Raw genomic sequence first — 12877 nt, 5'->3', positions numbered from 1 at the left:
ACGCAAGCATGAAGTTGACCCTGCCCACCTGGCTGACGTTGTTGCGGATCGTGATGATCCCGGTGCTGGTGCTGGTGTTCTACCTGCCCTACACCTGGACCAACTTCGCTTCGGCGGCGATCTTCGGCCTGGCCGCGATCACCGACTGGCTCGACGGCTGGATTGCTCGCCGTTACCAGCTGGAGTCGGCCTTCGGCGCCTTCCTCGACCCGGTCGCGGACAAGCTGATGGTGGCAGTGGCACTGTTCCTGATCGTGCAGGGCCATCCGACGCCGTGGATGGCGTTCTGGGCGGCGGTCATCGTCGGCCGTGAGATCGCGGTATCGGCGCTGCGCGAATGGATGGCCGAGCTGGGCCAGCGTGCGAAGGTGCGCGTGGCGATGATCGGCAAGGTCAAGACCACCGCGCAGATGGTCGCGCTGCTGTGCCTGCTGTACTCGGTGGCCCCGAACGTGCCGGTGGAAGACATCTGGATGGGCTGGCCGGTGTTCCATATCGGCGACTGGACCCTGGCGATTGCCGCGGTGCTGACCCTGTGGTCGGGACTGCAGTACCTGCACGCCGCCTGGCCGAGCCTGCGCGATGACGAGCGCGCTGCGCGCGAGCGTGCGCGGCAGAAGAAGCTGGGCAACTGAGCCCGGGGTCGGATCCCTTTCCGCAGGAAAGGGCTCTGACCCCACGGTTGCTGCCATCCACGCATGGCGTGGATCTATTGGAAATGCCGCATCCACGGAGGGGGCGGATCCATCAGTTTGCGGAGACGCTGTAGTAGATCCACGCCATGCGTGGATAGGCGGTGCAAGGCGCCTCACAGACCCTGAAAAAAGCGCTTGACGCCATCCTTGGAATAGGTAAAATTTCGCCTCCCAAGCGGGAATAGCTCAGTTGGTAGAGCGCAACCTTGCCAAGGTTGAGGTCGCGAGTTCGAGTCTCGTTTCCCGCTCCAGATTCAAGAGAAACGCTCCCGCAAGGGAGCGTTTTTCGTTTGCGTGTTCCACGCTTCATCCTCACTTCACCGCCACTCCTTCGCCTCACCACGCGGCAGTTCGAAGCTGCATCTCCGACGCTCCACGGCGATGCCGCAATGCCTCACACTCTCTCCGCCTACGACCACGACGTCGTCATCGTCGGCGCCAGCTTCGCCGGTGCCGCCTGCGCACTGGCTGCCGCCCAGTACGGTCTGCGCGTCTGCGTGCTTGAACGCAAGGCCGACCCCGGCGAGCGCCTGCACACCACCGGCATCGTGGTGAAGGAAGCGATGGAGCAGACCTGGCTGGGGCGCATGCCCGAGCATCTGGTGCAGCGGGTCGCAAACGTGCGCCTGTATGCGCCGAACCTGCGCAACGTGTTGCTGGCCGCGCCGGGCTATTACTTCCTCACCACCGATACACCGAACCTGATGCGCTGGCTGGCCAGCGAGCTGCGCGCGAATGGTGTCGACCTGCGCCTGCAACGGTCTTTCACCGATGCCCATCGCAGTGGTGATGGCTGGCAGGTGGATGGGGCAGGGCGATGCGCCTATCTGGTTGGTGCTGATGGCGCACGCTCACGCGTGGCCCAGCGCACCGGCCTTGGCCAGGTGCGCGACACCCTCTACGGCGTCGAGCGCGAGTTCGCCGGCCTGCAGGTGGCGCAAGGCAATGCGCTGCATTGCTTTGTCAGCAAGCGCTACGCGCCGGGCTACATCGGCTGGGTCGCACAGAATCCGACCGGGCTGCAGGTGGGATTGGCGCTGCGTCATGACCCGCAACAGGTGCGGCCGCCGGATATCGATGGCTTCCTCGACCACGTGCGCGATGTGGTCGGCATTCCGCCTTCGGCGCGTCCCTCGGCCACCCGCGCCGGCTTGGTCCCGTGCGGCCGGCCGGATGGGCCGTTCACCGGCCAACGCGTGATCCTGACCGGCGACGCGGCAGGCATCGTCTCGCCGCTGTCCGCCGGGGGCATCCACTCCTCGTGGCGGCACGGCTGGGCGGTCGGCGAGGCGATTGCCCGCCATCTGCGTGGGCAAGGGCCGGAAGCGGAACGGGTGGCGCGGCGGGTGGCGCCGGCATTCCATGGCAAGCGCCTGCTGCGCTGGGCGATGGACCATCTGCAGGCCGACTGGCCGCTCAATGCACTGCTGCACACGGCGGCCACGCGGCGCATCGCCGAGCAGGTCTACTTCCACCGCCGTGGCCTGCGAACCTGAGGTATCGGTCCTGGGGGCCTGAACGCCTCCCCGAAATGCAGGCGAAAATTCCTGTTGACGCCGTGCAGCAATATCGACACAATAGCGCTCCTTCGACGCAGGTCGAACGAAATCTGCGGGAATAGCTCAGTTGGTAGAGCGCAACCTTGCCAAGGTTGAGGTCGCGAGTTCGAGTCTCGTTTCCCGCTCCAGATTCAAGAAGAACGCTCCCGCAAGGGGGCGTTTTTCGTTTGTCATGACGTTGGCGGCACGGGGCGCTACAGTCGCGCCATGGCGTCGTCATGGCGGGCGTGATATCGGCGGCCTGGCGGGACGATTCCAGCGTTAGTGTCGCAATCGGAATGGCGGGGCGTATCGGTCGTGGGGATGACCGCAGGGGCGGGGCTCGGGGAAGTTGGCAACAAGACGCAATGGCCCGGATGTCGCACCAGCGTTCCGTGCGTCGCATGCAGTGAAAGGCTGGCGAAAGGCCAACGCCATCGTTGCCTGAACCGCATGCGTGTTGTGACCTTTTTCGGACCAATTCTCCATGTTCGCTCCACAATCGCACGGTAGCCTTCATGCTCCTTCTACACGTTGGCGGGCTGGTGGTCAGGCGTATCACTTCAGTGGCAGTGCCCAGGACCGGGCGCGGACTCTCCCTGCAGGCAGTGCTGCGCCCCGGTGCGTTGTTGGCAACCCTGGCCCTGGCCGGCTGCATGTCGGTGCCCGTCCCGGACCTGCCTGATCGCACACCCAGCGCCTGGACCCAGGTACCGCAGGGCCAGGGCGTGGCGGTGGACGCCAGGCAGTGGTGGAAGGTGCTGGCCGACCCGGCGCTGGATGGCCTGGTCGATCAGGCGGTCGCCGGCAATCTCGACCTGCAGCAGGCCACCTTGCGCCTGCAGGCCGTTCGGATCGTCGCTGGCACGTCCGACTCGCGTTTCCTGCCGGAAATCTCCGCCAGCGCCAAGCAGGTGCAGGACGCCGCCGCTGTCGATACCTACTTCCATGCCGGCATTGAAGCGATCTGGGACCTGGGCCTGTTCGGCGCCGCCGAGAGTGCGCAGCTGAGCGCGCAGGCCTCGGCCGGCAATGCCGAGGCGCTGCGCAATGCCGCGCAGGTAGCGGTGATTGCCGACGTGGTGCGCAGCTATCTGGACCTGACGGTGGCGCAGGCCCAGCAGGATCTGCTGGCCCGACAGCAGGCCGTGGATGATCGCGGCGAACAGCTGGCGCTGGTCCGCCAGCGCCTGCGTCTGGACGAGCCGGGCGAACTGGATCGCCTGCGTGCACGCCAGGTCGCCACCCGCGCGGCCACGGCACAGGCCCGGGAAAACGCTGACAACGCGGCCCGCGCGCTGGCAGTGTTGCTGGGCCGAGATGGCCCGGATCCGGCCTGGCGCGCCTATCGCACGCCGCCGACGCTGGGCACGTTCTCGCTGCAGCAGGTCCCCGCCGATCTGCTGCGCCATCGGCCGCAGATCCTGCTGGCCGAGTCGGAAGTGATGCAGGCCGCCGCCAGCAAGGGCTCGGCGCGCGCCGCGATGTACCCGCGGATCAGCCTCGGCGGCTCCATTCTGTACGCCTACAACCTTACCCAGAACGCGCGCTCCAATTCCGACTCCAGTCCGTCGATCGGCCCGTACGTCGATATTCCGCTGTGGGACTGGGGCCAGCGCCGCGCGCGGTTCCATGCCGACGAAAAGCAACTGGACGCCGCCTTGCTCGGCTACCGCAAGGCCGTGCTGGAAGGCGTGAGCGAAGTGGAAGGCGCGCTGGGCAGCCTGGCGCGCCAGGACAGCAGCATCCAGTCGCTGCGTGCGGCCAATGATGCCGCCAACCAGCAGGTCAAGCGCCAGGCGCGGCAGGTGCAGCTGGGCCTGTCCAGCGAATTCGACGGGCTGGACACGCAGCGTGCCGCGCTGGCCTCGCAGGTCGACCTGATCGGTGCGCAGGGCGCACGCGTGCTCGCCTTTGCATCGCTGTACCGCGCGCTTGGCGGCGCACCGCTGCCGGTCGAGGCTGAGGGCGAGGCGCAATGATCGCGCTGGCCCGCAAGACCCTGGCCTACGAGTGGCGCCGGTTCCTGCCGGTGGTGCTGGCGATGTGCTTCGCCGGCGTGCTGCTGATCGTGCAGGCGGCGCTGGTGCTGGGCATCTTCGGTACCGCCGCGATCTATGTGAAGGCATCCTCGGCTGATATCTGGGCCGGTTTCCCCGGCACCCAGAGTGTCAACTACGGCCATGCAATCAGCGCGGATGTCGAAAGCCACCTGCGCATGGACCCGGATGTCACCCGCGTCGAACCCTACGAGTGGGTTGATGGCGAATGGCGTTCCAGTGCCCAGGGTACGGGCAACGTGTCGGTGTATCTGTCCGGCATCTCCACCCGCGACGACGCAATGATGTTCGCGCGCATCCTGCCCGCCGACCTGCGTGCACAGCTGCGCGAACCGGGCGCCGTGATCGTGGACAGCGCCGACCTGGATACGCTGGGCGTGGACCTGCAGAACAACCGTGCCTGGATCAACGGCAAGGCCGTGCGCGTGGTTGCCGCGCAACCGGGCCTGCGTGGCCTTGGTGGCGTCAACGTGCTGGCCTCGCTGGATACTGCGCGTGCCATCGCCGGTACCGACCCACATGAGGGCAGTACCTACTTCGTGGCGGGCCTGCGCTCGCCGGACCTGGCCGATCGTGTGCGTGACCGCTTGTCCGCGTCGATGGGCCGGGCCACGCCGGTCGAGTTCTGGACCGCGCCGGAGTTCGCCAGCCGCTCGCAGCAGTACTGGCTGTTCGACACCGGTGCCGGCATCGCGGTGTTGTTCATGGCCGTCATCGTCTGCTTCGTCGGCGCGGTGATCACCAACCAGTCGTTCGCGTCGGTGGTGGCTGGCTCGGTTCGCGAGTACGCCACGCTCAATGCACTCGGCGCCGGTCGCTATGCGCTGGCGCGGGTGGTGTTCGAGCAGGCGTTGCTGATCGGCGGTGTGGGCATGTTGCTGGCGGCGGCCTTCAGTACCGTGGTGCTGCTGATCGCGCAGACCCAGCGCGTGCCGGTGCAGCTGACGCCAATGGTGATCCTTGGCTGTGTTGCCCTGGTTGCGGTGATGGCCATGCTGTCGAGCATCATGGCGGTGCGCAGTGTCGTCCGCTCCGATCCATCGTTGCTGCTGCGTTGAGGACCGGCCGATGACTTCCACACGCGCCGTCGCCCCGACCCTGCGGGCCGATGCACTTGAAAAGGGCTTCATGTCCGGCGATGTGCAGGTGCCGGTGCTGCGCGGCCTGTCGCTGGACATCTATCCTGGCGAGCTGACCCTGGTATCGGGCCCGTCGGGTTGCGGCAAGAGCACGCTGTTGTCGCTGCTGTCCGGCCTGTCCGCGCCCGATGGTGGCCGCGTGCACGCACTTGGCCAGGATGTGGGGCACATGACCCGAAGCGAGGTGGAGCGCTTCCGCCTGCACCATGTCGGTTTCGTGTTCCAGGGCTTCAATCTGTTCCCGGCACTGACTGCGCTGGAGCAGGTGCAGCTGCCGCTGGGCTACCGCGGCATGCGCAATCGCGAAAGCGAACCGCTGGCGCGCAAGGCGCTGGAAGAAGTGGGCCTCAGCCACCGCAGTCACATGCGCCCGGCGCAGCTGTCCGGCGGCGAGAAGCAGCGTGTGGCCGTTGCCCGCGCCTTCGCCAAGTCGCCGACGCTGATCTTCGCAGACGAACCCACCAGCGCGCTGGACGCCGAGAACGGCCAGCGCGTGATCGACATCCTGCATCGCTACGCACGTGCGCATGGCGCCACCGTGCTGTGCGTGAGCCACGATCCGCGCCTGATCCGGCATGCCGATCGGGTGATCGCCATGGAAGACGGCATGGTCCGTGATGACCGCCGCCAGAACGAAACTGTAGAGTCCGCCCCATGACCAAGACGTCGCACCTGCTTCCCCTCAGCCTGGCCCTGTCCGCGGCACTGCTGCTCGGCGCCTGTTCCAGGGACGCGCCTGCGCCTGCACAGTCGCCTTCGGGCAAGGCCGGTGCAACCGCCGTCGGCAAGGTCGCGGTGGCGCGCGGCATCATCGACGTCGAGGGTGGCCTGATCGCGCTGGCACCGCCGGTGGATGGCTCGATCACCGCCGCACCGGTGAAGGAAGGCGCCACGGTGAAGAAGGGGCAGCTGCTGCTGTCGCTGGATGGTGCCTTGCTGCAGCAGGAGGTGGCGATGGCCAGCGCCGATCTCGCCCTGGCCAATGACCGCCTGAAGGGCAGTCAGGCGCAGCTGCGCGAACTGGAGCGCAACGCTACTCGCCTTTCCACGGGGGCCAGCGAAGGCGTGTCGTCCAACCAGCAGGCCGATGCGGCCAAGCAGCAGCTGGCGGGTGTGCGCGCCGATGTTGACGTGGCCGGTGCGCAGGTCGACCTGGCCCAGCACAAGCTGGAACACGCCAGGCTGAAACTGCAGCAGATGTCGCTGAGCGCGCCGGAAGCCGGCACCGTGGTCGGCCAGGTGCCTGGCCTCGGAGCTTTCGTGCAGGCGGGCAAGCCGGCGATCTCCCTGCTGCCCGCGCGCCCGCTGCAGGTACGTGCCGAACTCAGCGCCGCCTATGCCGATGCCGTGCAGGTGGGCATGAAGGCTACCGTGGTGCCGGACAGCGATGGTGCCGAGAACACCGGCACGCTGCCGTCCGCACGCGTGGTGCGCATCAGCCCTGTGTTCGCGCAGGCACGCCTGCCTGAAGATGCAGGGCGTGGCGTGGCCAAGGTAGTGGAGTGTGTACTGGAGTTCGATGGCGAGGCCAAGGCGCGCTTCGGCCAGCATGTGCGGGTGGAGTTCCGGAAGTAGGTCCGGTCAGCCGTTGAGCCAGCGGCGTAGGCGCGGGCAGACGGAGGCCGGGACCACGACCAGCAGCGCCAGAAGAAGGATGCCGCTGGTTGCAAGCAACCAGAACAGGTGCACATCGCGCACGGGAGACTGATGCATGGCGGTCACGCCCCAGAGTGTTGTCCAGCCCAGCCAGGGGAAGGCGCAGACAAGCATTCGCAGCCACAGACGGTGAAATCGCCATGGCTGCACGATCAGGCCCAGGGCAACAATCTCCACCAGAATGATCAGCGTTAAGGTGACGACTGAACTTGTGGGGTAAGGCAGTGTTCCAGACTCGGTGTGACGCAGTTGCCAGTAGTCTGGCTTGAAGCCGGCATGGATGAGTGCGAACGCCAGTAGCAGCCATACAACGGATGCGGATAGCCAGAAGACCTGGATTGCCGTCGGTTTCTGAAAGAGGTTTGGCATCTACTCGGGCAGGTATCCCTGCTGCTTCCAGAAGTTCATCGCGAACGCATGGTCTTTCGCGAGGTAGGGTGTTCTTCCTTTCAGTAAGCCCGAATTTGTGCCGCGCATTTCCCTTGCGCCACGCTTGAACAGGTGTAGTGCGTCGGCCAGCGCCTCCCCTCCGACGGGATCTATCTGAACCGGCGAGTCTTCAGTGCGCAGGTCTGCCTTGTAACGAATGTGAACGCGCTCCCCTCCATCCATGCATGTCTCAATGCAGTAGTAGTAGCTTTCGATGACGCTGCTACCGTCGACCTGTTGAAGTTCCCGTGAAAGGCGGAGCATGGGCTCCTCGCGGCCAGGCCCGCGTTTCTCTTGGCGAAATGCAGCATGACAGTGACCCACCCAGAATCCGCAACGTTCACCATCGCCGTAGTCGTCGTATGGCTGGCAGATCGGAAGCGCCAGGAGATCGCGTATCTCGGCCGCTGAAATTGTCTCCGTGGTCCTTTGGCGGTTCGATGCGCCTTCCTTAAGAAATCGCCACCCGTCGAGGATAAGTGCGATGAAGGGGGGCTGGATGTCGTGTGACTCCACCTCGTCCCATTCGGGCTGAACTTGTCCAGCATCGCTGCAGACGTATTTCAATAGGCTCCAACCAGATCCAGCACCTCCCATGTGAGAGGCTGTGGTGCTGGCGGTCGCTTCAGTGCGCCGCATTACGAGGCGTGCAGCGATGTTCTTCGATGGATCTTCCATCTGCACGGTGTATGCGCGGGCGTCGGCGTCGGTGTTGTCCGCACTTGCTAGAAGTGAGATGCCGCTGCGGTGGAATTCATAGGTCCGGGTATCCATGGGAAGCATGTCTTCTCCACAGACGCGTAGCAGACTTTCTGGGCTGACAGTTGCATCGCCAAACAGGTTCACTGTGCATAGCGTCGGGTCCGGCGCTGACAGACCCTCCGCACGGATGACGCTCTTCCCGGCAGTGAGCCTTTGCAGCATGGCTCCTGCATCCAGTGACCAGAAGCTGTCCGGACCCTCGGATTCGCGTGAGAGGCAATCGGGCTCGATGATCTGCTCAATTCCGTCGTCAATGATGGCTTCGTCGTCCATCCTGCGAATGCAGTGAACCGAGCCATCGAATTGCATGGAGTAGTCGGTCTGAATGAGAAGCGCTGCCTGGGTGTTCCCGACCACGTGCAGTTCCCCGTGGTTGTAGTCGCCCCAGAACAGCTCGCGTATCAGCAGGTTGCCGCCTACGCGGATTTCCTGTCCGCCGGCGATGGCATTGGTTGTCGTCAGGTCGCCCGAGACAAGCAATCCGCATGCGCCGTCGGTTTCAAGGCTGTGAACATGGCGCGCTATCTCTGCATTGCCGCGAACCAGGATGAAACGGATGTACGCACCAAGATCTTCTTCCCGCCACGGGGCCAGCGGGTCGTCCAGGTCCAGCGTGTCGAGCTTGAGGTCGCCATCAACCAAGAGAACTAACTCATCGGGATCACCCCAGACGTAGTGCTCTGGTGCGTATGTTGAGTCCTGCGGTACCTCACCCTTGATGTCGGCGTATCGGACGACCTGAAAGGGGCAGGCTGCGGAAAGTCGCGTGGCAAGTTCCAGGGGAGTAATCGGCCGGTCTCCAGCCATCGCTGGTAACGCTGCCTCAAGCGGATCCGCGTCGTCGGGGAGCTGTGATGCCTGCTGGCTCGACTGCTGCATGAATTATCCCGGTTTGGCAGAGGCATATGCAGAGCAGCGACAGTGAAAGTATTGCCGGCTCTGTGGGCCTCGGGTCAGGTACTGTCCTTCGCCGGTCCGCTGCGGGTCCATGCAACTATTCTGAAATGCGTAGGCCATCTCTGCGCGTCTTCTCCCTGCGGAAGCCATGCGGTGAGCTTATGAAAGCCCGCCACGCGCTCACCGCCGACACCAAGCACAGCGCCAGCAGTAGTCCCACGTCCAGCATCAACAACCACAGCAGATGCATGCCGTGTACCGGCGGCTGGTGCATGGCTGACAGCATCCACGGCACCGACCATGCCAGCAGCAGGGCGAAGGCGATCAGCAGGCGCAGCCACAGTCGTTTCAGTCGCCACGGCCGCACGATCAAGGCGGCTACCACCAGTTCGACGGTGCCCAGCAACGCGAACACGATGACAGTGCTGGTCGGGTAGGGCGACTCGGCGCCTTCCAGGTGATGCAGCAGCCAGTAGTCTGGGGTGAAGCCGGCATTGACCAGTGCGGCGATCAGCGCCAGCCAGGTCAACGCAACCAGCAACCAGAACAGGCGGACGTAGCGTCTAGGCATCGGCGGTGTCCGTGGTGGCAGGCAGGCGCTTGCGTGATGCATACCACGCGGTTGTGACGATCGCGGCCAGTGCCAGCAGGCCGGGCCCGAGGGTGAAGTACAGCAGGCGCAGCGGATGGTTGTGCATCAGTGTCCAACTCGCGAACGCCAGGGGAATCGCCAGCACCAGCAGCTTGGCAAACAGTGGCCGCAGCACCGCGATCAGCGGCTGGGCGCCAATGAACATCCAGAACAGATAGAACTGGGCGATGCCCAGGCCGATGTCACGATGTGAAGCAAAGCCGAAATGGTCGCGATACCAGTTCATTCCCATCGGCATCAGCGCCCAGTACAGCAGGGCCACCAGCAGATGCAGCAGCAGGGCGATCAACAGAGGCGTGCCGCGAAGGAGCATGGGCGAACGGGGCCGGGCGGGGCAGCGTACCCCACTGCGGACGCCCGTGACTGCATGATGTGAAGACTGTTGACGGCGTGAAGGAATTTGGACACAATAGCGCTCCTTCGACGCAGGTCGAACGGAATCTGCGGGAATAGCTCAGTTGGTAGAGCGCAACCTTGCCAAGGTTGAGGTCGCGAGTTCGAGTCTCGTTTCCCGCTCCAGATTCTACAGGGCCCCGGCAGGGGCCTTGTTTTTCTCCCGCCACGGCAAGGCGGGGCACGTTGGGCCACAAGGCTTTGCGCGCAGTCAGAAATGTGAAATCGCTGGTGTGTTTTCCGGATTTCCGGTAGCATGTCGGCTTACGCGGGAATAGCTCAGTTGGTAGAGCGCAACCTTGCCAAGGTTGAGGTCGCGAGTTCGAGTCTCGTTTCCCGCTCCATGTTCCGACAGGCCCCATCATGGGGTTTTGTCTTGTCAGGGCCCAGTTCCTGGCGCGCAGTACGTTGGCCTCATGGCAGAGTGGCTATGCACCGGATTGCAAATCCGTTTACAGCGGTTCGATTCCGCTTGAGGCCTCCAATTGAAAAGCCCTGACTCCGGTCAGGGCTTTTTTTTGCGTGGCGTTCGATGCCTTTGTGCAGAATCTCCTGATTCGGCCATGAAATCATCTGTTTGCCACCCGTTGTCAGCAGGTCCTATGAAGCCGAGGAACGAGTATGTACGTCGTCTGGACGTGCTGCTTGACCGCGGCGTGGTGCCGGAGGAGCTAGCCAACACCGAGGCGGCAGCGGAGAATCTGCGACGCGAACACGCCTCTCGATGCCATCAGCGGCTTGGCCGGGGCAAGTGTCGCGGTGGTGTGCAGTCCGACCCGGCGCAGCCGGTGTTGCGGGTTCGGGCCAGCTATCCAGTCAGCCCGTAGCTTTGGCGGGAATCACCTCCTGATCACGTTGTGCAGGAGGACATCGTCCTTGCCGAGAGCCTCCAGATGCGTAGCGAACCGCTGCACGATGCGGTGGTGGTCACTGGTGAGCTGCCGGGAAAGGGCGTCACCTGCAAAGTACGCAAGGACGGTGAGGCAGGTCAGCTTTTCGCACAGCAGGTCAGCAGCCCACTGATCATGCTGCTGCCGTCGGCGCCGAGCGCGGGCGGAACATCCTTGGTGAACGAAGTGAGCAAGCGGCCGTCGACCTCACTATGCCGCTGTTCCCCAAGCCGATTAAGCCAGGTGAGGTCGGCCCAGTCATGCCATTGGACCTGGTGGAAGTGGTTGGCGCTGCGGGGAGATGGCATGGGCAGTGCGAGTCGCTGCGCGTTGATGTTGTGATCGAGCACACCGTAACCCTCGAAAGGCACTACAACGATGCGAACTGACCTTTGGGATCAATTCGGCGAACTGGTCAGCAGCAATCCTCGATTGCTGGCGACCGTCACCGCGCACAACAGTGATGGCACCAGCAAGCTGACGACGTATGACGGGGTACAGGTGCGGGCTTTCGGCCAGCGGCGGCAAACCATTCCTTACAACGTCTGGGTTCGAGGTGGTCGCCTGATTGAAGCGGCTCCCAACCTTCCAGTGATGGAGGTCACCATCTAAATACTCCTCACAGGAGAAGCGTATGTGCTATTACGCCCGGATCATCGCTGCCTACTGGAATCTGGTCAGGATGACCGGCGCGCGTGGCATTTGTGAGAAAAGCCCTGCTCGTTGAGTGAGCTGGGCTTTGCATCGGTAAATCAAATTTGCTGGACTGGGCCGACATCTATCCTGCCACTGCAGTTGCCGACACATCCACCGCCAAAGTTGGTGCCACCGACGCCAACTCCGCCACCCCCATTCTCGGTGCCGCCTCCGCCAGTCTCCACGCCGCCGCCTTCGTAGATTGGCTCGGGCATAACACCCTCGCGAGGGGTCCGGCCTTCGCCCACCCAATTGGATTCAAAATTCTCGTGATAGACGGTGCAGTGGGTGGGATTGCATATCTGGTACGTTGTTCCAGTCGCCCACGCAAAGAATGGCACATAGTCGATTGGTGCCCGCGAGTCTTTAATGACCTCTAGGGTTCTTGCGTCGGGTACCGGTGATTCGACGTGACAATCGGTGCAGAAGTAGGGGCCGCGTTCGAAAGCGAACGTGCTTGCTGCGAGTGCGATCGCAGCGACGACTATCAGAAGTAGAATGGCCTTGCGGCGGGGGATGCGGAAGAACTTCTTATCTGCAGCATGAGTCATAGAGTTGATTTCCCTTTCGAAGTGCCAAGTTCAGCTGTTCTGCACTTAGCGATTTGTCCAAGGTACTAACTTGTCGAGCTGGCACTATCGACGGATCTGCGAGACGAACTGCTTCAAAGTAAGCTCTGCTTGTAACTCGGTCCTCGTCGACAAGTACACCAGCGTGATAGGCATTACCAAGCTGTAGGAGTGCGTCCGCACTGCCTTGGTTTGCCATTTCTTGCAGATAGCCAACAGCTGTCTGCTTGTATTCCTTCGTGCGGTCTGGATTGCGAAGCAGCTCCGCTGGTCCTCCAAGGGCGGATTGTGAGTCCGCGGCATAAAGGAGTCGTGCTCCAATGTTCCCCTGCTCTGCTGCAAGCGAGAGCCATCTACTGGAACTCAGTTCATCTTCAGCGGATAGTTCAATGCACGCGGTCGCGACATTCTCGGAAGCGTGAAGTGCGACGCCTCGAGACGCGCGTCGATTGATGTCCTTACACTCATTGAGCTTCTGGAATATTCCGTAGGACGCTGTCG

The 12877-nt window shown here is 63.5% G+C and carries 13 protein-coding genes and 5 tRNA genes; 12 read left to right on the top strand and 6 right to left on the bottom strand.

Annotation, left to right across the window (positions count from 1 at the left end):
• The first annotated feature begins 8 nt into the window (after nucleotides 1-8).
• From pgsA to AC5P9L_RS01970, 8 genes are all read left to right on the top strand, one after another.
• Nucleotides 9-635 carry a CDP-diacylglycerol--glycerol-3-phosphate 3-phosphatidyltransferase gene (gene pgsA / locus AC5P9L_RS02005; protein ID WP_012510614.1) on the top strand — a complete coding sequence of 209 codons (627 nt, stop codon included), beginning with the start codon at nucleotides 9-11 and terminating at the stop codon, nucleotides 633-635.
• A gap of 235 nt (nucleotides 636-870) precedes the next feature.
• A tRNA-Gly gene (locus tag AC5P9L_RS02000) sits at nucleotides 871-946 on the top strand.
• A 138-nt stretch (nucleotides 947-1084) separates the two neighbouring features.
• Complete coding sequence (locus AC5P9L_RS01995) at nucleotides 1085-2191, top strand: NAD(P)/FAD-dependent oxidoreductase (RefSeq protein WP_049459966.1); 1107 nt, start codon at nucleotides 1085-1087, stop codon at nucleotides 2189-2191.
• Between the two features lie 115 nt (nucleotides 2192-2306).
• Nucleotides 2307-2382, top strand: a tRNA-Gly gene (locus tag AC5P9L_RS01990).
• A gap of 369 nt (nucleotides 2383-2751) precedes the next feature.
• Complete coding sequence (locus tag AC5P9L_RS01985; protein ID WP_111118175.1) at nucleotides 2752-4215, top strand: efflux transporter outer membrane subunit; 1464 nt, start codon at nucleotides 2752-2754, stop codon at nucleotides 4213-4215.
• On the top strand, nucleotides 4212-5351 hold the full coding sequence (locus tag AC5P9L_RS01980) for an ABC transporter permease (protein ID WP_033835993.1): 1140 nt from the start codon (nucleotides 4212-4214) through the stop codon (nucleotides 5349-5351). Before AC5P9L_RS01985 ends, AC5P9L_RS01980 begins: the two co-directional genes overlap by 4 nt.
• 10 nt (nucleotides 5352-5361) lie before the next feature.
• Complete coding sequence (locus AC5P9L_RS01975; RefSeq protein WP_012479691.1) at nucleotides 5362-6090, top strand: ABC transporter ATP-binding protein; 729 nt, start codon at nucleotides 5362-5364, stop codon at nucleotides 6088-6090.
• Entirely contained in the window at nucleotides 6087-7007 is a 921-nt protein-coding gene (locus AC5P9L_RS01970) for an HlyD family secretion protein (protein ID WP_111118174.1), read from the top strand. The genes AC5P9L_RS01975 and AC5P9L_RS01970 overlap by 4 nt, the downstream gene beginning before the upstream one ends.
• Before the next feature lie 6 nt (nucleotides 7008-7013).
• Here the strand turns inward: AC5P9L_RS01970 and AC5P9L_RS01965 are convergent, their stop codons facing one another.
• From AC5P9L_RS01965 to AC5P9L_RS01950, 4 genes are all read right to left on the bottom strand, one after another.
• Nucleotides 7014-7457 carry a hypothetical protein gene (locus tag AC5P9L_RS01965; protein ID WP_043034359.1) on the bottom strand — a complete coding sequence of 148 codons (444 nt, stop codon included), beginning with the start codon at nucleotides 7455-7457 and terminating at the stop codon, nucleotides 7014-7016.
• On the bottom strand, nucleotides 7458-9158 hold the full coding sequence (locus AC5P9L_RS01960; RefSeq protein WP_043034358.1) for a hypothetical protein: 1701 nt from the start codon (nucleotides 9156-9158) through the stop codon (nucleotides 7458-7460).
• A 115-nt stretch (nucleotides 9159-9273) separates the two neighbouring features.
• Nucleotides 9274-9747 carry a hypothetical protein gene (locus AC5P9L_RS01955; RefSeq protein WP_100443202.1) on the bottom strand — a complete coding sequence of 158 codons (474 nt, stop codon included), beginning with the start codon at nucleotides 9745-9747 and terminating at the stop codon, nucleotides 9274-9276.
• The gene (locus tag AC5P9L_RS01950; protein ID WP_043034356.1) at nucleotides 9740-10141 is read right to left on the bottom strand and encodes a hypothetical protein; all 402 of its coding nucleotides are present in this window, start codon (nucleotides 10139-10141) and stop codon (nucleotides 9740-9742) included. The genes AC5P9L_RS01955 and AC5P9L_RS01950 overlap by 8 nt, the downstream gene beginning before the upstream one ends.
• A gap of 130 nt (nucleotides 10142-10271) precedes the next feature.
• Here AC5P9L_RS01950 and AC5P9L_RS01945 point away from each other — a divergent pair.
• The 3 genes from AC5P9L_RS01945 to AC5P9L_RS01935 all read left to right on the top strand — a co-directional run bounded on the left by AC5P9L_RS01945 (nucleotide 10272) and on the right by AC5P9L_RS01935 (nucleotide 10705).
• Nucleotides 10272-10347: transfer RNA gene (locus tag AC5P9L_RS01945), tRNA-Gly, on the top strand.
• A gap of 142 nt (nucleotides 10348-10489) precedes the next feature.
• Nucleotides 10490-10565 (top strand) — tRNA-Gly (locus AC5P9L_RS01940).
• Between the two features lie 66 nt (nucleotides 10566-10631).
• A tRNA-Cys gene (locus AC5P9L_RS01935) sits at nucleotides 10632-10705 on the top strand.
• Nucleotides 10706-11209: 504 nt separating this feature from the next.
• Here AC5P9L_RS01935 and AC5P9L_RS01930 read toward each other — a convergent pair.
• Nucleotides 11210-11461, bottom strand: a complete 252-nt coding sequence (locus tag AC5P9L_RS01930) for a hypothetical protein (RefSeq protein ID WP_157806719.1) — start codon at nucleotides 11459-11461, stop codon at nucleotides 11210-11212.
• 28 nt (nucleotides 11462-11489) lie between these two features.
• Here AC5P9L_RS01930 and AC5P9L_RS01925 point away from each other — a divergent pair, with 28 nt between their 5' ends.
• Nucleotides 11490-11723, top strand: coding sequence for a hypothetical protein (locus tag AC5P9L_RS01925; protein WP_100443203.1), 234 nt, complete (start codon nucleotides 11490-11492; stop codon nucleotides 11721-11723).
• 140 nt (nucleotides 11724-11863) lie between these two features.
• Here the strand turns inward: AC5P9L_RS01925 and AC5P9L_RS01920 are convergent, their stop codons facing one another.
• A complete protein-coding gene (locus tag AC5P9L_RS01920) occupies nucleotides 11864-12358 on the bottom strand; it encodes a hypothetical protein (protein WP_143566029.1) in 495 nt (164 codons plus the stop codon).
• Between the last annotated feature and the right edge of the window lie 519 nt (nucleotides 12359-12877).

The organism is Stenotrophomonas sp. YJH_SMC_64, assembly GCF_059371375.1.
This window is presented reverse-complemented; position numbering and strand designations above follow the sequence as displayed.

Bases quoted from the DNA above. Each gene is read 5' to 3' on its own strand.
- AC5P9L_RS01980 (WP_033835993.1), top strand. From the start codon at position 4,212: ATGATCGCGCTGGCCCGCAAGACCCTGGCCTACGAGTGGCGCCGGTTC.
- AC5P9L_RS01955 (WP_100443202.1), bottom strand. From the start codon at position 9,747: ATGCCTAGACGCTACGTCCGCCTGTTCTGGTTGCTGGTTGCGTTGACC.
- AC5P9L_RS01960 (WP_043034358.1), bottom strand. From the start codon at position 9,158: ATGCAGCAGTCGAGCCAGCAGGCATCACAGCTCCCCGACGACGCGGAT.
- pgsA (WP_012510614.1), top strand. From the start codon at position 9: ATGAAGTTGACCCTGCCCACCTGGCTGACGTTGTTGCGGATCGTGATG.
- AC5P9L_RS01970 (WP_111118174.1), top strand. From the start codon at position 6,087: ATGACCAAGACGTCGCACCTGCTTCCCCTCAGCCTGGCCCTGTCCGCG.
- AC5P9L_RS01975 (WP_012479691.1), top strand. From the start codon at position 5,362: ATGACTTCCACACGCGCCGTCGCCCCGACCCTGCGGGCCGATGCACTT.
- AC5P9L_RS01965 (WP_043034359.1), bottom strand. From the start codon at position 7,457: ATGCCAAACCTCTTTCAGAAACCGACGGCAATCCAGGTCTTCTGGCTA.
- AC5P9L_RS01950 (WP_043034356.1), bottom strand. From the start codon at position 10,141: ATGCTCCTTCGCGGCACGCCTCTGTTGATCGCCCTGCTGCTGCATCTG.
- AC5P9L_RS01925 (WP_100443203.1), top strand. From the start codon at position 11,490: ATGCGAACTGACCTTTGGGATCAATTCGGCGAACTGGTCAGCAGCAAT.
- AC5P9L_RS01995 (WP_049459966.1), top strand. From the start codon at position 1,085: ATGCCTCACACTCTCTCCGCCTACGACCACGACGTCGTCATCGTCGGC.
- AC5P9L_RS01985 (WP_111118175.1), top strand. From the start codon at position 2,752: ATGCTCCTTCTACACGTTGGCGGGCTGGTGGTCAGGCGTATCACTTCA.
- AC5P9L_RS01920 (WP_143566029.1), bottom strand. From the start codon at position 12,358: ATGACTCATGCTGCAGATAAGAAGTTCTTCCGCATCCCCCGCCGCAAG.